Raw genomic sequence first — 18,936 nt, 5'->3', positions numbered from 1 at the left:
CAACGCTTGTTGGCATCACGCTATGCGCGTTGTCGCGGTATGTCAACAGGTGTTGGCCTACACTTGTTGGCATGAGACGACCGGCAGCTGAGACGAAGTCCGTGATCCTGACCGCGGCACGCGAACGATTCGCCGCCGACGGCTACGAGCGCGCGACGATCCGCGCGATCGCGGCCGATGCGGGGATCGACCCGTCGATGGTCATGCGCTATTTCGGCAACAAGGAAGGGCTGTTCGCCGCTGCGGCCGGATTCGACCTGGAGCTACCGGACCTGACCGCGGTGCCACGCGATCAGGTCGGGATGGCGCTGGCCGCACATTTCCTGGAGCGCTGGGAGCGCGACGAGGCATTGCTGATCCTCCTGCGCGCCGGCGTCACCAACGACGCCGTCGCCGAGCGCATGCGAACGATCTTCGCGGCACAGCTCGCCCCCGTCATCGCCAAGACCACCGGCCACGCCGCCGACACGCCACAACGCGCCAGCTTGGCGGCCTCGCAGGTGCTCGGCATGGCGCTGTGTCGCTATGTGCTGGCGTTTCCGCCGTTGGTGGACATGGATCGACAGCAGATCGTCGACTGGATCGGCCCGACGCTGCAGCGGTACCTCGTGGGTTAGAGGCGCTCGATCACCGAAGCCAGCAGCGCGCCCATCCGCGTCGCCGACTGCCGCCCGGCTTCCAGCACCTCGGCGTGGCTGAGCGGTTGGCCCGTCATGCCGGCGGCGAGGTTCGTCACCAGCGACACCGCGAACACCTCGGCTCCGGCCGCGCGCGCGGCGATCGTCTCGTGCACGGTCGACATGCCGACGAGGTCGGCACCGAGCGTGCGCAGCATCCGGATCTCGGCCGGGGTCTCGTAGTGCGGGCCGGGCAGGCCGGCGTAGACGCCTTCGGCGAGATCGGGCTCGATCTCGCGGGCCAGGGCGCGCAGCCGTGGCGAGTAGGCGTCGACCAGATCGACGAACTGCGCGCCGACCAAGGGCGAGCGAGCGGTGAGGTTGAGGTGATCGCTGATCAGCACGGGCTGGCCCACCTCATACTCCGGACGCAGGCCACCCGCGGCGTTGGTCAGCACGACCGTGCGCACGCCGGTCGCGGCGGCGGTCCGCACCGGATGCACGACGTGCTGCAGGTCATGGCCCTCATAGGCGTGGATGCGGCCGACCAGGACCAGAACCCGATGTGCTCCGATACGAACCGACAACACCTGGCCGCCGTGCCCGGCGGCGCTGGGCGGCGTGAAACCGGGAAGTTCGGCCATCGGCACCACGGCCACCGGATCGCCGAGTTCGGCCACCGCGGGTGCCCAGCCCGATCCGAGGACGACTGCGACGTCGTGGTGTTCGACGCCGGTCCGTTCGGCGATGGCTTGTGCCGACGCGAGGAGCGAATCTTGTGCAGCGGAGGCGGGGCTGTCGGTCACGATAGGCGAGCTTAACCGCGTCTCCGCGGTGGTGAGATACTGCCAAGATGCCCACCGCCACCGCATCGCTATGCGTCGAGGACGCCGTCAACCGGCGTCGTGGCGACCTCGTCGAACTGTCGCACTCGATCCACGCCGAGCCGGAGTTGGCCTTCGCCGAACACCGCAGCTGCGCCAAGACCCAAACTCTCGTCGCCGAATACGGCTTCGAGATCACCGCGGCGCCCGGCGGGCTCGACACCGCGTTTCGGGCGACGTATGGCAGCGGGCCGCTGGTGGTCGGGGTGTGCGCGGAATATGACGCGCTGCCCGAGATCGGACATGCGTGCGGGCACAACATCATTGCGGCGTCGGCGGTCGGGACCGCGCTGGCGTTGGCCGAGGTTGCCGACGATCTCGGCCTGACCGTCGTGCTCGTCGGCACGCCTGCTGAGGAGCTGGGTGGCGGAAAGGTGTTGCTGCTCAACGCCGGAACCTTCGATGACATCGCCGCCTCGGTCATGCTGCACCCCGGTCCGGTCGACATTGCCGCGGCCCGGTCACTGGCGCTGTCGGAGGTGACCGTCGACTACACGGGCCGTGAATCCCACGCCGCCGTCGCCCCGTACCTGGGCGTGAACGCCGGCGACGCGGTCACCGTCGCCCAGGTGGCGATCGGCCTGTTGCGTCAGCAGTTGATGCCGGGCCAGATGGTGCACGGCATCGTCACCCATGGCGGCCAGGCCACCAACGTCATTCCGGGCCGGGCCGAGATGCGCTACACGATGCGGGCCACCGACATGGCGGCGCTGCGCGAACTGGAAGGGCGCATGGCCGGCTGCTTCGAGGCCGGTGCGCTGGCCACCGGCTGCGAGCACCAGGTCACCGAGACCGCACCGGCCTACGCCGAACTACTACCTGATCCCTGGCTTTCGGAGACGATCCGCGCCGAGATGGTTCGGCTCGGGCGGGATCCGCTGCCCGAGAGCGTCGAGGCGAGCGTGCCGTTGGGCAGCACCGACATGGGCAACATCACGCAGGTCATGCCGGGCATTCACCCGGTGATCGGCATCGACTCGGGCGGTGCGGCCATCCACCAGCCTGCGTTCGCGACGGCCGCGGTGGGACCGAGCGCGGACAAGGCCGTGGTCGAAGGGGCAATCATGTTGGCGCGCACCGTCGTTCGGTTGGCCGAAACGCCTGCCGAGCGTGATCGCGTGCTCGAAGCACAGCAGAGGAGGCAGGTGCGATGAGCGTGTTGTCGCACGCCGCCGCGCGGTGGTTGTCGGCGAACTACGACGAGATGGTGTCGTGGCGTCGCCACATCCACGCCCATCCAGAGCTGGGCCGTCAGGAATTCGCCACCACCGAGTTCGTCGCCCGCCACCTCGCCGACGCCGGGCTCAACCCGAAGGTGCTGCCCGGAGGAACCGGGCTGACCTGTGACTTCGGACCCGAGGACGGCCCGCGGATCGCGTTGCGCGCCGACATGGATGCGCTGCCGATGGCCGACCGGACCGGGGCGTCGTACGCGTCCACCGTGCCCAATGTCGCCCACGCGTGCGGCCACGACGCACACACCGCGGTGCTGCTGGGTACTGCGCTCGCGCTGGCGTCGGCTTCCGAACTCCCGGTCGGCGTGCGGCTGGTCTTCCAGGCCGCCGAGGAACTCATGCCCGGCGGCGCGATCGACGCCGTCAACGCCGGCGTCCTCAACGGTGTGTCCCGCATCTACGCGTTGCACTGCGATCCGCGGCTCCGGGTCGGCCGGGTCGCGACCAAGCCGGGTCCCATCACCTCGGCCGCCGATTCGATCGAGATCACCCTGCACTCACCCGGCGGGCACACCTCGCGGCCACACCTGACCGGCGACCTCGTCTACGGGCTCGGCACGCTGATCACCGGCCTGCCCGGGGTCTTGTCCCGTCGTATCGACCCGCGGCATGACACCGTCATGGTGTGGGGCGCGGTCAACGCAGGCGTCGCCGCCAACGCCATCCCGCAGATCGGCACGCTCGCCGGCACCATCAGGACCGCGAGCCGCGACACCTGGCTGACGCTGGAATCCATTGTGGAAGAGACGGTTACGTCGCTGCTCGCACCGCTGAACATCGAGCACAGCCTGAACTACCGGCGTGGTGTGCCGCCCGTCGTCAACGAAGAGGTGTCCACCCGCATCCTCACCCACGCGATCGAGGCCGTCGGCCCGGACGTCCTCGCCGACACCCACCAGTCCGGCGGCGGCGAGGACTTCTCCTGGTACCTCGAAGAGGTGCCCGGAGCGATGGCCCGGCTCGGCGTGTGGAGCGGCCAAGGCCCACAGCTCGATCTCCACCAGCCCACCTTCGACATCGACGAGCGTGCCCTTGGCATCGGCGTACGCACGATGGTCAACATCATCGCCGCCTCAGCCTGATTGCCTGGCAGCCTCGCGCCGGCGGGTTGGCGGGTTGCCCAGCACCGCGAGCGACCGTGTCTGTACGCCGACACGCCGCATTTGGGCGACATTTTTGCGTCACTCGCGGCTCACGAGCGCCCATAGGCTGTCGGTGTGACCGATACACCCGATGACGAATTGTCAGCGGCAACCGCGGCCGTGCGGGAAGCGGAGTCTCTGCGGCGGCAGCTCGACGCCGCGAAGGTGGCGGCCAAGGAGTCGGCCGATCGCGCGCAAGCGGCTCAGCGGCAGGTCGCGGCCGAGGCCCGCGACGTGGCCAAGCTGGAATCGTTCTCGCTGACGATGATCCTGTCGCATCTCAAGGGCTCACACGACGACGCGCTGGCCCGCGAGACGGCCGAGCACCAAGCCGCCGAATACGAGTACCGCACACAGCAGGCCCGAGCCGATGCCGACCAGCGCCTCGTCGACCATCTCACCCGTCAACTCCAAGCTCTCGGCGATGTCACAACACGCTACGAACAGGCCCTGGCCGCCAAGGAACGATGGCTGCACGATCACCACGACCCAACTTTGGTGAGGTTGCTCGAAATCGCCGAGCGCCGTGGACAATTGACGGCCTCCCACACCGAACTCGATCAAGCATACGAAGCCGGTCAGCAGGCGCTGGGTGATTTACGTTCGGCCGCAGAGCGACTCGACAGCGCGCGGTCGTGGTCGGCTTACGACACGTGGTTCGACGGCGGGATGATCGCCAGCATCGTCAAGGAGAACCGGCTCGACGATGTCGCCGTCCTGCTGAGGTCTGCGGACAGTGCGCTCCGGCGATTCACGACCGAACTCGCCGATGTCCACATGGCGGGTGTGCAAGCCGTCGAACTCAGTTCGTTCACAAGGGTTTTCGACGTGTGGTTCGACAACTTCTTCACCGACCTCATCGTCCGCGACCGCATCATCGAGGCGCAGGAGAACGTCGAGAAAGCGATCACCGGCGTCAAGCGGGTACTCGATAACCTCAGGGTGGCCAAGCAGAGCGTCGCCGACGAACTCACCGCCCTGAGAGCTGAGCGCGCGGCCCTGCTCACCACGCACCGCGAGTGACCGTGTCTGTACACTGACACGCCGCAATTCGTGTACCTCGGCGGTCGGTCGTCGCGCGGGGCTGCCCGTGAAAAGCTCTGAACGGCCCACAAAGCGCAAGTTATCCACAACCAGACAATTTCGGGGTACCGCCCGACGCTCCGACTGCCGACGATCTTGGACATGGATCAGCAGCTCGAGTCGATCTTCCAGGGGCAGGGCGGTGTCGCGACCAGCGCCCAGATTCTCGCGTATTTCACACGGCGTGAATTGCAGTCTGCCGTGAACTGCGGTGTGTTGGAACGTATTTGGCAAGGCATCTATTGCATCGGTGAACCGGACCTGCAAACGCGACTACGTGGCCTCGACCTTTCCTGCGGTGCCCGGGTACCGGTGTGCCTCGGGACGGCGGCGGCGGTCTTCGGATTCGACACCGAGCAACCGGCCGATCTCCATGTGCTGGAACCGATCGGTTCGCGGCCGCGGTCGGCCGACGGCCTGGTCGTGCATCGCCGCGAGGGAGCGCCCCTCAATGTTGTCGGCGGGCGCTTGGTGACGACCCCGAACTGGACGGCGATCGAGGTGGCTCGCGGTCTGAGGCGTCCGCGCGCGCTCGCGACCCTCGACGCGGCACTCCGCAGTGGCACCTGCACGCGCGCCGACCTCTGGCGCGCGGCCCTCGATCAGGCCGGGCGGCGCGGCATCGTCCATGTGCGCAACCTCATACCGTTGGCCGATCCGCGTGCCGAGTCTCCGATGGAGAGCGAGGCGCGGCTGGTGATGCTCGACGGCGGCCTGCCGGTTCCCGAACTGCAGTACGAGGTCCGCGACGGCAACGGCCAGCTCAGGCGTCTTGATTTCGCCTGGCCGAACGAGCGGGTCGCGGTCGAATACGACAGCGCTGACTGGCATGACAATCCCGACGCCTTGCTGAACGACCGTCGGCGTACCGCGGCGTTGATGGCCGTGGGGTGGAGCGTCATCGCGATCGTGTTCGACGATGTTCGGCACCGGCAAGGGGAGATGGTCGCGCGGATCAGTTCGCAGTTGCGTGACGCTCGCGCGGCGCGTGCGACCGCTTAGGTACGCGAATTACGGCGTGTCGGCGTACAAACACGGTCGCTCGCGGTGCAAGGGGACCCAAGACAGGCGCAAGGGGACCCAAGAGCTACGGGCCGATGTTGCGGGCCGGGCGGGTGCGGAGGTCGTGGACGTACTCCGGCGGTGCGCCGGCGATCTCGGCCGCGTCGGCCATGACGCCGATGTAGCGGGCGGAGGGCAGGCCGCCTTCCCAGGCGTCGACGACGTAGAGCCAGGCCAGCACGGGGTCGGTGGTGGTGTCGGAGGACAGCCGGTCCACGCGGCAGCGGATCTTCTTGTGGAAGCCGAGCTCGGAACCCTCCCAGCGGTCCAGGGATTGCTCGTCGGCCGGGGTCATGTCGTAGAGCACGACGAACACCTTGGACAGCGGGTCTTCGACAACCGTTGCCAGGGCACCTTCCCAGCCGATGTCCTCGCCGCCGAAGGTCAGCCGCCAGCCGCGCAGCCACCCGGTTCCCGCCATCGGCGAATGGGGAGCACGCTGGAGCATTTGCTCCGGATGCATGTTGGATCCATACGCGGCGTAAAGCGGCACGGTAAGACAGCTTAATCCGCAAAGTTCGTTAGGTTAGTGCCGTGGTTACCCGCATCGTGATCCTCGGCGGCGGCCCCGCCGGATATGAGGCGGCCCTGGTCGCCGCGGCCCGAGGCCCGAAGGTCGCCCAGGTCACCGTCGTCGACTCCGATGGCATCGGTGGCGCGTGCGTGCTGTGGGACTGTGTGCCGTCGAAGACGTTCATCGCATCGACGGGCGTGCGGACCGAGCTGCGCCGGGCCCCCAACCTGGGCTATTCGCTGGATTTCGAGCAGGCCAAGATCTCGCTGCCGCAGATCAACGAGCGGGTGAAGTCGCTGGCTTCGGCGCAGTCCAGCGACATCGCGCAGCGGATGCGCAGCGAGGGCATCGACCTGATCGAGGGCCGTGGCGAACTGATCGACGACGTTCCCGGCATGGCCCAGCACCGCATCAAGGTCACCGGCGCGGACGGCCGTGTTCGCCAGTTGACGGCCGATGTCGTGTTGATCGCCACAGGCGCGAGCCCGCGTGTGTTGCCCAACGCCGCACCCGACGGCGACCGCATCCTCAATTGGCGTCAGCTTTACGACCTCGACAGCGTGCCCGACCATCTGGTCGTCGTCGGGTCCGGTGTGACGGGTGCCGAGTTCGTCAACGCCTACACCGAGCTCGGCGTGACCGTGACCGTCGTGGCCAGCCGCGACCAGATCCTGCCGCACGAGGACTCCGACGCCGCCGCGGTGCTGGAGCAGGTGTTCGCCGAACGCGGTGTCACCCTCGTCAAGAATGCCCGCGCTGAATCCGTGACGCGCACCGACAACGGCGTGCTGGTCACCATGACCGACGGCCGCACGGTCGAAGGCAGCCACGCGCTCATGACGGTCGGCTCGGTGCCCAACACGACGGGTCTCGGTCTGGAGCGCGTGGGCATCGAACTGGGTCAAGGCAATTACCTGACGGTCGACCGGGTGTCGCGCACGTCGGTCCCGGGTATCTACGCGGCAGGCGACTGCACGGGCCTGCTGCCATTGGCGTCGGTCGCCGCGATGCAGGGCCGCATCGCGATGTATCACGCGCTCGGCGAGGCGGTCGCGCCGATCAGGTTGCGGACCGTGGCCGCGGCGGTGTTCACGCGCCCCGAGATCGCGGCCGTGGGCGTGCCCCAAGCCGCGATCGACGACGGCTCGGTACCGGCCCGCACGCTGATGCTGCCGCTCAGCACGAATGCCCGCGCGAAGATGTCGAGCCTCAGCCACGGCTTCGTCAAAATCTTCTGCCGCCCGGCGACGGGTGTGGTGATCGGTGGTGTGGTGGTCGCACCGATCGCCTCCGAGCTGATCCTGCCCATCGCCCTGGCCGTGCAGAACGGCATACCCGTCGACGATCTCGCGCAGACGTTCTCCGTCTACCCGTCGCTGTCCGGGTCGATCACCGAGGCGGCGCGCCAGCTCATGAAACACGACGACCTGGATTAGCCACGACGGGCCACGCCACGGCCCGGCGGCGGGCAAATGGTCGGAGGGCCACGTAGCCTGGGGATCGTGACTGTCCCGATCTCAGCACCGGGCGACGGGCAAACCCTCCTCGGGCCGCAGCAACGGGCGCAAGCCTGGCAGCAATTAGGCAGTGAGCAATTCGACGTCGTGGTCATCGGCGGTGGTGTCGTGGGAGCAGGCGCGGCGCTGGACGCCGCCACCCGCGGGCTCAAGGTGGCCCTCGTCGAGGCCCGCGACTTCGCGTCCGGCACGTCGAGCCGCAGCTCGAAGATGTTCCACGGCGGGCTGCGCTATCTCGAGCAGCTGGAGTTCGGCCTGGTGCGCGAGGCGTTGCACGAACGCGAACTCAGCCTGACGACCCTCGCGCCGCACCTCGTCAAGCCGCTGCCGTTTCTGTTCCCGCTGACCAACAGGTGGTGGGAGCGGCCGTACGTGGCGGCGGGCATCTTCCTCTATGACCAGCTCGGCGGCGCGAAATCCGTTCCCGCGCAGAAACATCTGACCAAGGCCGGGGCGCTGCGGCTGGCCCCGGGGCTCAAGCGGAGTTCGCTCATCGGCGGCATCCGCTATTACGACACCGTCGTCGACGACGCCAGGCACACCATGACCGTCGCGCGCACCGCGGCCCATTACGGCGCCGTGGTCCGGACTTCGACGCAGGTGGTCGCGCTGTTGCGCGAGGGCGACCGCGTCACCGGCGTGCAGGTCCGTGACTCCGAGGACGGCAGCACGACCGACGTGCACGGCCATGTCGTGATCAACGCCACCGGCGTGTGGACCGACGAGATCCAGGCGCTGTCGAAGGAACGCGGCCGGTTCCGGGTCCGGGCCTCCAAGGGCGTACACGTCGTGGTGCCGCGGGACCGGATCGTCAGCGAGGTGGCGATCATCCTGCGCACCGAGAAGTCGGTGCTGTTCGTCATCCCGTGGGGCACGCACTGGATCATCGGCACCACCGACACCGACTGGAATCTCGACCTGGCTCACCCGGCGGCCACCAAGGCCGACATCGACTACATATTGGGCCATGTCAACACCGTGCTGGCCACACCGCTGACCCACGACGACATCGACGGTGTCTACGCCGGGCTGCGGCCGCTGCTGGCCGGTGAGAGTGAGGAAACGTCCAAGCTGTCACGCGAGCACGCCGTCGCGGTTCCCGCTCCCGGGCTGGTCGCGATCGCGGGCGGCAAGTACACCACCTATCGGGTGATGGCGGCCGACGCGGTCGATGCCGCGGCGGAGTTCGTCCCGGCCCGGGTGGCGACGTCGATCACCGAGAAGGTGCCGCTGATGGGCGCCGACGGCTATTTCGCGCTGATCAACCAGACCGAACACGTGGGCCGGCATTACGGACTGCACCCGTACCGGGTGCGCCACCTGCTCGACCGGTACGGCTCGTTGATCGGCGAGGTGCTCGCGATGGCCGATGGCAAGCCCGAACTGCTCGCGCCGATCTCGAATGCACCGGTGTATCTGAAGGTCGAGGCCTGGTACGCGGCCGCGGGCGAAGGCGCACTGCATCTGGAGGACATCCTGGCGCGGCGGATGCGGATCTCGATCGAGTACCCGCACCGCGGCGTGGACTGTGCCCGCGAGGTCGCCGAAGTGGTGGCACCGGTACTGGGTTGGAGCGCAGAGGATGTCGACCGCGAGGTCGCGACCTACATCGCCAGGGTCGATGCCGAGGTGCGTTCGCAACAGCAGCCCGACGACGAATCGGCCGACGCGCTGCGCCAGGCCGCGCCGGAGGCCCGCGCCGAGATCCTCGAGCCGGTACCGCTCACTTGAGAAGGCCCGCACCGCTGCCGGTGCGCGACGGACTGGGGCCGGCGCGGGTGCGCGTGCACGGCGGCCGATTGGTCGACGAGTTCGAGCGCCGGTTCGGTGCGGGGGCGAAAGTGCGTGCGGGGGAAGTGTTCTCGGTCGACGGCGCCGTCCTCGACGAATCGACCGTGCTGCCCGCGGGCGCTCACGTCTACCTCTACCGCGAGCTGCCCGACGAGGCGGTCGTGCCGTTCGACATCCCGGTGCTGTACCGCGACGACGACATCGTCGTGGTGGACAAACCGCACTTCTTGGCGACCATGCCCCGCGGCAGTCACGTCGCGCAGACCGCACTGGTGCGGCTGCGCCGGGAACTGGATCTCCCCGAGTTGAGCCCCGCGCACCGGCTGGACCGGTTGACCGCCGGGGTGCTGTTGTTCACGACCCGCCGTGAGCTGCGGGGCCGGTATCAGACCCTGTTCGCGCAGGGGCGCGTCGCGAAAACCTACCTCGCCCATGCCGACGGGCAGCCGACCGTGGCGCTTCCCACCACGTTGCGCAGCCGTATCATCAAGCGGCGCGGTCAGTTACAGGCCGTCGAGGAGCCCGGCGAACCGAATGCCGAAACCCACGTGGAACCGCTGAACGACGGCCGCTACCGGCTCACCCCGCGCACCGGTCGCACCCATCAGCTGCGGGTCCACATGGCCTCGATCGGGCTACCGATCACCGGTGATCCGTTCTACCCGAACGTGATCGACGTGGCGCCCGACGATTTCAGCAGCCCGTTGCAGCTTCTTGCACACCGCCTCGAATTCGACGACCCGGTCACCGGCCGGGCTCGGGTGTTCGTCAGTGCCCGCGAGCTGACGGGCGGGCTACGGGCGTAGGGCGACGCGGATGCAGCCGTCGGTCTTGTTCTTGAACATGTCGTAGGCGCGCACGCCCTCGTGGAGGGGTAGGTCGTGGGTGATCAGGATCGACGGGTCCAGGTCGCCCTGTGCGACGTAGTCGAAAAACTGTGGGATGTAGCGCTGTCCGTGTTGTTGGGCGGTGCGCAGGGTGAGGCTCTTGTTGGTGAGCATGCCCATCGGGAACTTGTCGGTGAGGCCGTAGACGCCGAGTACCGAGACAACGCCGCCTTTGCGGCAGGCCAGGATGGCCTCGCGCAGCGGGGCGGCGCGGTCGGTCTCCATGCGGAGGGCCTGTTTGGCGCGGTCGTAGACCTGTTGGACGCCGGTGGAATGGCCTTCCATGCCGACGGCTTCGATGACGGCGTCGGGCCCGCGGCCGCCGGTGGCCTCACCGAGGGCTTTCTGGACGCTGTCGATCTCGGCGTAGTTGATCGTCTCGGCGCCGAGTTGTTGTGCGAGAGCGAGGCGTTCGGGGTAGCGGTCGATGGATATGACGCGGCCGGCGCCGTTGAGCAGCGCGCTGCGGGCCGCCATGAGACCGACGGCGCCCGCGCCCCAGACGGCGACGGTGTCGCCGCCGGCGATGTCGCAGAAGTCGGCGCCCATGTAGCCGGTGGGAACGGCGTCGGACATGAACAGCGCTTGTTCGTCGGTGACGAAATCCGGTATGGCGAAGCAGTTCACGTCACCGAACGGCACGCGGATGTATTGGGCGTGCGAGCCGGCGTAGCCGCCGAACGGATGGGTGTAGCCGTAGATGCCCGCGGTGGGGGAGCCGAGGATCGGCCGCTGGAGTTCGGCGTTGGGATTGGTGGTGTCGCACACCGAGTAGAGGTCGTGGTCGCAGTACCAGCATCGGTTGCAGGCGATGAACGACGGCACGACGACGCGGGCGCCGACCTTGGTGTCGGTGACCTCGGCACCGACTTCGACGACCTCGCCCATGAACTCGTGGCCGAAGACGTCGCCCGCGCGCATGCCGGGCAGGTAGCCGTCGATGAAATGAAGGTCGGAGCCGCAGGTGGTGGTGAGCGTGACGGCCACGATGACGTCATGGGGGTTGAGAATCGTTGGGTCGTCAACGGTTTCGACAGCCAGGTCGTTGACGCCGTTCCAGACGAGGGCTTTCATGAAAGGCCTTTCAGCGGGAGGAGTCGCGGGCGCTGGGGTTGCGCGCGATGGTGGGCACTTCGCCGGTCTGCAGCAGGGCGCGGGCACGATAGAGGGCCTTGAACGTGAGCACGCCGGTGAGGGCGCCGGGTCCCGGCGCGGTGACGCGGGCGACCACTTCGGTGCCGCGGTCCCCCGGGGCGTCGGAGAAGTCAAGGGTGAGCCCGGCGGCGCGCTCCGGATTCACGTCGACATAGCGCAGCCGGTTGTCGCCTTCGCGGGAGACCACGCAGTCCCAGACGGGGCCGTCGTCGCCGGCGAAGGTCCACCGGAGACGGTCGGCCCCGGCGCCGGTGACGTCCGCGATGTCGCCGAAGATGCGGGAGAGGCGCCCAGGATCCTGGAAGAGGTCCAGGACTTCGGCGCGTGGGCGGGCGATGGTGATGGCTTGGACGCGCGAGTCGGCGGTGACCTTTTCACCGACCTTCTCGACGACTTTGTGCGCGAGCTGTTTGGCCTGTTGCTTGGCGGTGTCGACAACGTTCATCGGGCCTCCTCGGCTGGGCGTCGCGGGAGACTACCCGGGGTGAGGCGGCCTAAACAGCGCTTGCGGCGCCCTCGAGTCAGCCGGCGCCCGCGGCGATCACCGCGCGGTTGCGTTCGGCGACGACGGGCAGCTCGACCTTGACCAACCGCCGGTCGTAGCTGAGGTAGCCGTTCACCTCGTTCTCGACATCGGTCGTCTGGGTATAGACCGCGCCCGACAGGCCGTCGCTGCGCACCAGGTTCTCGACATCGCGGCTGACCTCGACATACCGCTGCGTCAACCGGGCCGGGCTGTCGGTCATCTCGTACGCCTCCGGCAGGCCCGGCCACCGGTTGTCGGCGAGCGCGAGACCGAGGCCGCCGTACTCGCCCTGCACGATCACGCGATGCTCGGGGCCCTCCTTGCGGACGGGGCCGACGTAGTTGTGGCTGTCGTAGACGTCCCCGGCCCGGCTGTCCGGACGGGACTTGCAGCAGTTGACGCCGCTGTTGGCGTTCACCATGCGTGAGGGGTCCTGCGCCTTCACCTTGTCGGCGATGCGGGCCGTGTCGAATTCACCCCAGCCCTCGTTGAACGGCACCCAGCCGATGATGGACGTGAAACTGCGCAGCTGGTCGACTATCGCGGCGAGTTCCTTCTCGAAGCGCGCCTTCGCCTCGGGGACCGGATCGGGGGACGGGCCAGTCATCGGGCCGTTGATCGATTCGCCCAGCGACGGCATGTCCTGCCACACCATCAGCCCGAGTTTGTCGGCCCAGTAATACCACCGGGCCGGCTCCACCTTGGCGTGCTTGCGAACGAAGTTGAACCCCAGCTCCTTTGTGCGCTCGAGGTCGAACTTGAGCGCATCGTCGGTGGGGGCGGTGTAGATGCCGTCCGGCCAGTAGCCCTGGTCCAGCGGGCCGTGCAGGAACGTGATCTTGCCGTTCAACGCGATACGCGGCCGGCCGACCGCGTCCCTGACCGTGCCGATGGTGCGCAACCCGCCGTAGCTGGACACCTCGTCGATGACGCGGCGGGACGGACTCACGAGCCGGACTTTGAGGTCGTAGAGATAGGGGTCGTCCGGTGTCCACAGGTGCGGCTTGGCCACCGGGAGACGGACGGGCTGGCCGGGTTTTCCGTATGCGCGCGCGACCTCCGCGCCGCCGGGCTCGGTGACGACGACCTCAACGCGCTGGTAGGTCGTGCCCGAGAGCCTGGGCGTGACGGTGAAGCCGGTCAGATCCGGGGTGATGTCGAGCTTCTCGATGTGGGCCGCACTGACCGGTTCCATCCACACCGTCTGCCAGATGCCCGACGCGCCGGTGTAGGCGAGCCCGCGGGGAGCGTTGCGCTGCTTGCCGACCGGAAACCCGCCTGCCTCGTTGCGGTCCTCGACGCGCACGGTCAACTCCTGGACGGGCGAGCGCAGCAGCGCGCCGGTGATGTCGGCGCTGAACCCGGTGTAGCCGCCCTCGTGGTGGGCCACCTGCTGGCCGTTGACCCAGACGGTCGCGATCTGGTCTACCGCGCCGAAGTGCAGCAGCACGCGTTGCCCACGCCAGTCGGCAGGCACCTTGACGAGCTTGCGGTACCACATCTGATCGTCGTGACGCTGGATGCCGGACAGTGCCGACTCCGTGGGATAGGGGACGAGGATCCGTTCGGTGTACTGGCTCGCCGATGGCGGTTTCTTCTCGGCGTCCTGCAGCGATCGGCCCGTGTAGCTCCATCCGCCGTTGAGGTTCAGCCAACGTTGCCGCACCATCTGCGGCCGCGGATACTCGGGCAGCGCGTTTCCCGGTCCCACCAGTTGCGTCCACGGCGTGGACAACGGGGGCTTCTTACGTTGCCAGATCTCGACGGCCTTGGCCGGTGTACTCACCATCACGAAACCCATCAACGGCACCAGTGCCACTACCGCGAACCGTCGAAGCCACGCGATGATCCCCACCCCCCCAAATTGTCGGTATGCAGCAAACATATCGGCCGGTCAGGCCGCATCGTTACACGGCCCTCGCGGTAATGCGATCACGTTTCATCACCACAGGGTTACCCACACGAAAATCAATGGATTGCAATGTGATACGTCACACCCATGCGTCGCAGGCGGGGGATCCCTGGCAAATCATCGGCATTGCTCCGAGCCTGACGGCATGGCTTTCGTCCGCTGACGGGCAAACTATCCAAAGGGCCGTCAAAACCGCAGCTTCCCGATAAAGCAGGCAAAGCGGCGGCAAACGGCGGAACATGAGCGCGTGCGTAAATTGTGGCCAGCGGCTGCCGCGACGCTGATGTTCGTCGCGGGCCTGGTGGTGACCGGCCCGCCGACCGCGCACGCGACCATCTGTGGATCGATCGGCGGCAGGCATGTCGACGTCACCGGGTGCTCGGATCCCATGTCCGAACTGAACGACGCGCTGGCTCCGCCGCCTCCGCCGGGTTACGTGCCGCCCCCGCCGCCGCCTCCGAACATCAGCGTGTGCGCGAACGTGGGCCGGCGCATCAACATCAGTGGCTGCGTGTAGCTAGCGAGGCCATTTGGTGCGGCCGTCGCCGCGGTCGAGCAGCACGTGCAACTCGTCCGACCACGCGTTCAGCCGGTAGCGGTTGAGAACTTTGCGGGTGGCCGCGACCGCCATCGCGCCGAGGGCGACCGCGCTCAACCAGATGCCGATCGCTGCGGCCGTCCCGTAGCCAGTGGCGGTTGCGGGGCTGGTCGGTGGTGGAACGCGGCGACCTTTGCCGTCCACCCAGATCTGCACCTGGTCGCCTTCGCTCACCGGCTGCGACGGCCGGATCACGCCGGTGTGCTCCGAACCGGCCGCGGTCCATTTCACGCTGACGATGCTGACGGCGGCGTTGTCGGCGGCGGGTGCACTGTCGGAGACCACGGTGGCCTGGGTCGGGATGCGGGTCTGCGCCTGTTCCCGCGCCGAGCGGAGACTCTCGCCGTATACATCCTCGCCGACGCTCACCGCATAGGGGATGACGAGGACCGCGAACACGGTGGCCAGCACCACGGCCATCGCCTCGATGCGGTCGAATCGCCGAACCAAGGGGTTGCGACCGAGGGCCCGCAGGACCCACCAGCGACGCCGGCTCAACGTGGACACTTTCTACCAGCCTGTTTCGTTCGTGTTACGGCTACATAGCCATGCTGGCACCGCGGCCGCCGGACATGCCAGTTTGCAGGGGGGTTTGGAGGCCAACGTCACATCCAGCTAGAACGTGTTCTACTGACCGGGTGGACCGCCAGAAATTCGATCACCTCTTCGATATGACCGACCGGACCGTCGTCGTCACCGGCGGCACCCGTGGCATCGGGTTCGCCCTCGCCGAGGGTTTCGTGCTCGCCGGCGCGCGCGTCGTCGTCGCGAGCCGCAAGTCCGACGCGTGTGAGGCGGCGGCCGCCAAGTTGCGCGATCTCGGCGGTCAGGCGATCGGGGTTCCGGCCCACAGCGGCAACATCGACGATCTGGGCGCGCTCGTGGAGCGCACGGTGTCGGAGTTCGGCGGCATCGACGTCGTGGTGAACAACGCCGCCAATGCGCTGGCTCAGCCGTTCGGCCAGATGACGCCGGAGGCCTGGGCCAAGTCCTACGACGTGAACCTGCGCGGCCCGGTGTTCCTCGTCCAGCACGCGCTGCCGCATCTCAAGGCGAGCCCCACGGCGGCGGTGTTGAACATGGTCTCGGTGGGCGCGTTCAACTTCGCCCCCGCGCTGTCGATCTATGCCTCGGGCAAGGCCGCACTGATGTCGGTGACGCGGTCGATGGCGGCCGAGTTCACACCGTTCGGCATCCGCGTCAACGCCTTGGCGCCCGGCCCCGTCGACACCGACATGATGCGCAACAACCCGCAGGAGGCCATCGACATGATGGTCGGCGGCACGCTGATGAAGCGGCTGGCCACTCCGGACGAGATGGTCGGTGCGGCGCTGTTGCTGTGTTCGGATGCCGGAAGCTACATCACCGGTCAGGTGATCATCGTGGACGGTGGCGGAACGCCTCGCTGAACTCGGCCACGCCGCCGCCCGACGACGCCAGGATCTGGCTGCGGTTTTCCACCGGGAGTGCGGTTTCCAGGCAACCCGCGTCGAGATTCGCCCACAACACCTGCTTGGTCGATTCGAGGCCGAATTTGCCATAGCCGCACAGGGTTTCGGCGATCTCCAGCGCGTCGTCGACCACGTTGGCGCACACCCGCGACACCAGGCCGAGACGCAGCGCCTCGGTCGCGTCGACCGTGCGGGCGGTCAGGATCATGTCGAATGCCGGGCCTGCGCCGATGATGCGGGGCAGGGTGTAGCTGACCCCGATGTCGCAGCCGCCGATGCCGAGTTTGATGAATTGCGTGCAGAACCGGGCGGATTCAGATGCCAACCGGATGTCGCTCGCCGCGGCGAGCGCGAACCCGCCGCCGTATGCCGGGCCGTTGACCGCGGCGATGACGGGCTGGCGCAGCCGGTGGAGTTTGACGGTGAGATTGGCGATGCGTTCCTGCCAGCGCATGCCGGATCGCGGAAACTCGGTGCCGCTGCGGCTTCCGGTGGATTCGGGGCGCTCAGGTCCAGCCCCGAACAGAACCCGCGACCCGCGCCGGTGAGCACGACGACGCGGCAGTGGTTGTTGGCGGCGATGTCGTCGAGTGTCGCGTGCAGGCCCTCCACGAGCTCGTAGGACAATGCGTTCAGTTTGTCCGGCCGGTTCAGCGTGACGACGGCGATGTCGGGGCGCGGGTAGGCGACGTCGAGGGTCATGACGGGACCCTAACTTTCACTGTGCCAACCCTGGACGCCGACGGCGATCATTCGCAATTGTTTGACCGCGGTGCGGTGGATGACGTCGATGGCCGCTGCATCCCCTGCGTCTTCCAGGGCCTCGGTGATCGAGATCATGGCGTTGACGAAGAGGCTGGCCAGGATGTTGAGATCCTCGCTGCTCCAGTCCTTGAGAGCCGGGAAGCGGGCCAGGTCGATCGCGAGCTCCGAGGTGATCAGCCGGACTTCGGTGCGAATCGCGTAGCGCAACACCGACACCCCGCTGGAGCGTTCCCGCGCGATGAACCGCCAGTGCTCACGGCGTTCGTTGAAGCTGCCGATGAGGATCTCCGCCGAGGATTCGATGACGTGGTGCGGATCGAGCTTGCCGGCGCGCGCGCCACGCAACATTTCGCGCAGAGAACGGAACGATTCGTCGATGAGTACGAGGCCGAGCGCGTCCATCGAGTCGAAGTGGCGGTAGAACGCGGCGGGCACGATACCGGCCTCACGCGTGACCTCACGCAGGCTCAGCGCGCTGAAGCTGCGGTCCTCCAGGAGTTTGAGTGCGGCCGCGATGATCGCCCGACGGGTGGCTTCTTTTCGTTCGTCTCGGGAGAGGGTGTCCCGCGAACGCGACGATCGAGATGTTTCTGCGCGTCGTGTTCGGGTACTCGGCGTACGTCTGTTCACTGATGTGAACCGTACCACAAGCAGCAAATTCATCGTTGACAGGTCGAGCTGTATGCGCGCACTGTGTACACATGTTCACTCAAACACTGACTGAAGGCGTCGGCCGGCGCCTCCTCGCGAGTCGGCGGGTGAGCGCGTTGGCCAACTTGCTCACGGGCCCGCACGGCGTGGACCGCTACACCGAGCTCGTCGAACCGACGTGGACGCGGCGTGACGCGCGCGCCAAGGTGGTCGCGGTACGGCGGCAGACGCCCCGGAGCGTGACGCTGACCCTGGAACCCAACGAGGCGTTCGCCGGCTTCCGGGCCGGCCAGCACATCAACCTGTCCGTCGAGATCAACGGCAGACGCAGAACTCGCTGCTACTCGCCGGCCAGCGCGGAAGGCGCCCGCTACATCGAGCTGACCATCGGCCGCCACGACGGCGGTCTGGTGTCGAACTACCTGTGCGACCACGCTTATCCGGGCATGGTGCTCGGTCTGGATGCGGTGGGCGGGGATTTCGTCATGCCCGAGGTTTTGCCGCGGCGCATCCTGTTCGTCTCCGGTGGCAGCGGCATCACGCCGGTGATGTCGATGTTGCGCACACTGCGTGCACAGGCGTTCACCGGCGACATCGCTTTCGTGCACTATGCCCGCGCCGCCGACGAGGCCTGCTATCGCGACGAACTCGCCGCGACGCGCGGGGTACGGGTCCTGCACGGCTATACCCGCAGCACCGACGAGTCCGATCTCGACGGTCACTTCGGGCCTGCGCACCTGGCCGCGGCGTGTCCCGACGCCGAACCGGACGCGGTATTCGTGTGCGGTCCGCCGGCCCTCGTGGACGCGGTTCGCGGGCACTGCCGCAACGTCAGCTCGGAGAGCTTCGTGCCCCCGACGTTCACGGTGCCTGCCGCATCGACCGGGGGCACCGTCACATTCAGCACCAGCGGCGTCGACGTCGTCGACGACGGCAGGCCGCTGCTCGTGCAGGCCGAAGCCGCCGGGCTGACGCCGGAGAGCGGATGCCGCATGGGGATCTGCCACAGCTGCACCCGCTTCAAGTCCAGCGGCGCGGTCCGCAACCTGATCACCGGTGCGGTCTCGTCCGCCGATTGCGAAGACATCCAGATCTGCGTCACCGCGCCCGTCGGCGACGTCGCCATCGACCTCTGAGCACTCTGAC

18 protein-coding genes and 1 pseudogene are annotated in these 18,936 nt (G+C 67.7%); 11 read left to right on the top strand and 8 right to left on the bottom strand.

Annotated features, from left to right (window positions below; all coding sequences use genetic code 11):
- Positions 1-71: 71 nt before the first annotated feature.
- Positions 72-617 (top strand): TetR/AcrR family transcriptional regulator, encoded by a 546-nt coding sequence (locus tag ACOI2T_RS27510; protein ID WP_409504574.1) that lies wholly within the window; start codon positions 72-74, stop codon positions 615-617.
- Here the strand turns inward: ACOI2T_RS27510 and ACOI2T_RS27505 are convergent.
- The gene (locus ACOI2T_RS27505) at positions 614-1,423 is read right to left on the bottom strand and encodes a purine-nucleoside phosphorylase (protein ID WP_409504573.1); all 810 of its coding nucleotides are present in this window, start codon (positions 1,421-1,423) and stop codon (positions 614-616) included. The genes ACOI2T_RS27510 and ACOI2T_RS27505 overlap by 4 nt on opposite strands.
- A gap of 47 nt (positions 1,424-1,470) precedes the next feature.
- Here ACOI2T_RS27505 and ACOI2T_RS27500 point away from each other — a divergent pair, with 47 nt between their 5' ends.
- The 4 genes from ACOI2T_RS27500 (at position 1,471) to ACOI2T_RS27485 (ending at position 5,963) form a co-directional block, all read left to right on the top strand.
- The gene (locus ACOI2T_RS27500) at positions 1,471-2,655 is read left to right on the top strand and encodes a M20 family metallopeptidase (protein WP_409504572.1); all 1,185 of its coding nucleotides are present in this window, start codon (positions 1,471-1,473) and stop codon (positions 2,653-2,655) included.
- Entirely contained in the window at positions 2,652-3,818 is a 1,167-nt protein-coding gene (locus ACOI2T_RS27495) for a M20 family metallopeptidase (protein WP_067843138.1), read from the top strand. Before ACOI2T_RS27500 ends, ACOI2T_RS27495 begins: the two co-directional genes overlap by 4 nt.
- A gap of 135 nt (positions 3,819-3,953) precedes the next feature.
- Positions 3,954-4,901, top strand: a complete 948-nt coding sequence (locus tag ACOI2T_RS27490) for a hypothetical protein (protein WP_409504571.1) — start codon at positions 3,954-3,956, stop codon at positions 4,899-4,901.
- A gap of 162 nt (positions 4,902-5,063) precedes the next feature.
- Complete coding sequence (locus ACOI2T_RS27485; protein ID WP_409504570.1) at positions 5,064-5,963, top strand: type IV toxin-antitoxin system AbiEi family antitoxin; 900 nt, start codon at positions 5,064-5,066, stop codon at positions 5,961-5,963.
- A gap of 85 nt (positions 5,964-6,048) precedes the next feature.
- On the opposite strand, the gene ACOI2T_RS27480 is transcribed toward ACOI2T_RS27485, so the two are convergent.
- Complete coding sequence (locus ACOI2T_RS27480) at positions 6,049-6,516, bottom strand: gamma-glutamylcyclotransferase family protein (protein WP_409504569.1); 468 nt, start codon at positions 6,514-6,516, stop codon at positions 6,049-6,051.
- Positions 6,517-6,557: 41 nt separating this feature from the next.
- On the opposite strand from ACOI2T_RS27480, the gene ACOI2T_RS27475 reads away from it, so the two are divergent.
- The 3 genes from ACOI2T_RS27475 to ACOI2T_RS27465 all read left to right on the top strand — a co-directional run bounded on the left by ACOI2T_RS27475 (position 6,558) and on the right by ACOI2T_RS27465 (position 10,651).
- Positions 6,558-7,973 carry an NAD(P)H-quinone dehydrogenase gene (locus tag ACOI2T_RS27475; protein WP_085146908.1) on the top strand — a complete coding sequence of 472 codons (1,416 nt, stop codon included), beginning with the start codon at positions 6,558-6,560 and terminating at the stop codon, positions 7,971-7,973.
- 66 nt (positions 7,974-8,039) lie between these two features.
- Complete coding sequence (locus ACOI2T_RS27470) at positions 8,040-9,785, top strand: glycerol-3-phosphate dehydrogenase/oxidase (RefSeq protein WP_085146910.1); 1,746 nt, start codon at positions 8,040-8,042, stop codon at positions 9,783-9,785.
- Positions 9,782-10,651: a pseudouridine synthase gene (locus ACOI2T_RS27465; RefSeq protein WP_409504568.1), complete on the top strand. Its 870-nt coding sequence runs from the start codon at positions 9,782-9,784 to the stop codon at positions 10,649-10,651. Before ACOI2T_RS27470 ends, ACOI2T_RS27465 begins: the two co-directional genes overlap by 4 nt.
- Here ACOI2T_RS27465 and ACOI2T_RS27460 read toward each other — a convergent pair.
- The 3 genes from ACOI2T_RS27460 to ACOI2T_RS27450 form a co-directional block, all read right to left on the bottom strand.
- Complete coding sequence (locus ACOI2T_RS27460; RefSeq protein WP_409504567.1) at positions 10,640-11,806, bottom strand: zinc-dependent alcohol dehydrogenase; 1,167 nt, start codon at positions 11,804-11,806, stop codon at positions 10,640-10,642. The two genes, ACOI2T_RS27465 and ACOI2T_RS27460, sit on opposite strands and share 12 nt — an antisense overlap.
- A 10-nt stretch (positions 11,807-11,816) precedes the next feature.
- Positions 11,817-12,332, bottom strand: coding sequence for a hypothetical protein (locus tag ACOI2T_RS27455; RefSeq protein WP_409504566.1), 516 nt, complete (start codon positions 12,330-12,332; stop codon positions 11,817-11,819).
- A 76-nt stretch (positions 12,333-12,408) separates the two neighbouring features.
- Positions 12,409-14,202 (bottom strand): glycoside hydrolase family 2 protein, encoded by a 1,794-nt coding sequence (locus ACOI2T_RS27450; protein ID WP_409504673.1) that lies wholly within the window; start codon positions 14,200-14,202, stop codon positions 12,409-12,411.
- Between the two features lie 370 nt (positions 14,203-14,572).
- Between ACOI2T_RS27450 and ACOI2T_RS27445 the strand changes: the two genes are divergently transcribed.
- Positions 14,573-14,842 (top strand): RNA-binding protein, encoded by a 270-nt coding sequence (locus ACOI2T_RS27445; protein WP_409504565.1) that lies wholly within the window; start codon positions 14,573-14,575, stop codon positions 14,840-14,842.
- Here the strand turns inward: ACOI2T_RS27445 and ACOI2T_RS27440 are convergent, their stop codons facing one another.
- Positions 14,843-15,430 carry an Rv1733c family protein gene (locus ACOI2T_RS27440; protein WP_085146920.1) on the bottom strand — a complete coding sequence of 196 codons (588 nt, stop codon included), beginning with the start codon at positions 15,428-15,430 and terminating at the stop codon, positions 14,843-14,845.
- Positions 15,431-15,561: 131 nt separating this feature from the next.
- On the opposite strand from ACOI2T_RS27440, the gene ACOI2T_RS27435 reads away from it, so the two are divergent.
- A complete protein-coding gene (locus tag ACOI2T_RS27435; protein WP_409504564.1) occupies positions 15,562-16,332 on the top strand; it encodes an SDR family NAD(P)-dependent oxidoreductase in 771 nt (256 codons plus the stop codon).
- On the opposite strand, the pseudogene ACOI2T_RS27430 reads toward ACOI2T_RS27435, so the two are convergent.
- Positions 16,301-17,076, bottom strand: a pseudogene (locus tag ACOI2T_RS27430) (enoyl-CoA hydratase/isomerase family protein). The gene ACOI2T_RS27435 and the pseudogene ACOI2T_RS27430 sit on opposite strands and share 32 nt — an antisense overlap.
- A 9-nt stretch (positions 17,077-17,085) precedes the next feature.
- Positions 17,086-17,769, bottom strand: coding sequence for a TetR family transcriptional regulator (locus ACOI2T_RS27425; RefSeq protein ID WP_409504563.1), 684 nt, complete (start codon positions 17,767-17,769; stop codon positions 17,086-17,088).
- 71 nt (positions 17,770-17,840) lie between these two features.
- Between ACOI2T_RS27425 and ACOI2T_RS27420 the strand changes: the two genes are divergently transcribed.
- Positions 17,841-18,926, top strand: a complete 1,086-nt coding sequence (locus tag ACOI2T_RS27420) for a ferredoxin reductase (protein WP_409504562.1) — start codon at positions 17,841-17,843, stop codon at positions 18,924-18,926.
- The last annotated feature ends 10 nt before the right edge of the window (positions 18,927-18,936 follow it).

The organism is Mycolicibacterium wolinskyi str. Jessa 2025 (assembly GCF_049241375.1).
Classification (GTDB): Bacteria; Actinomycetota; Actinomycetes; order Mycobacteriales; family Mycobacteriaceae; genus Mycobacterium; species Mycobacterium wolinskyi.
Note: the sequence above shows the minus strand (reverse complement) of the source record. Positions and strands in the feature narration are given on the sequence as shown.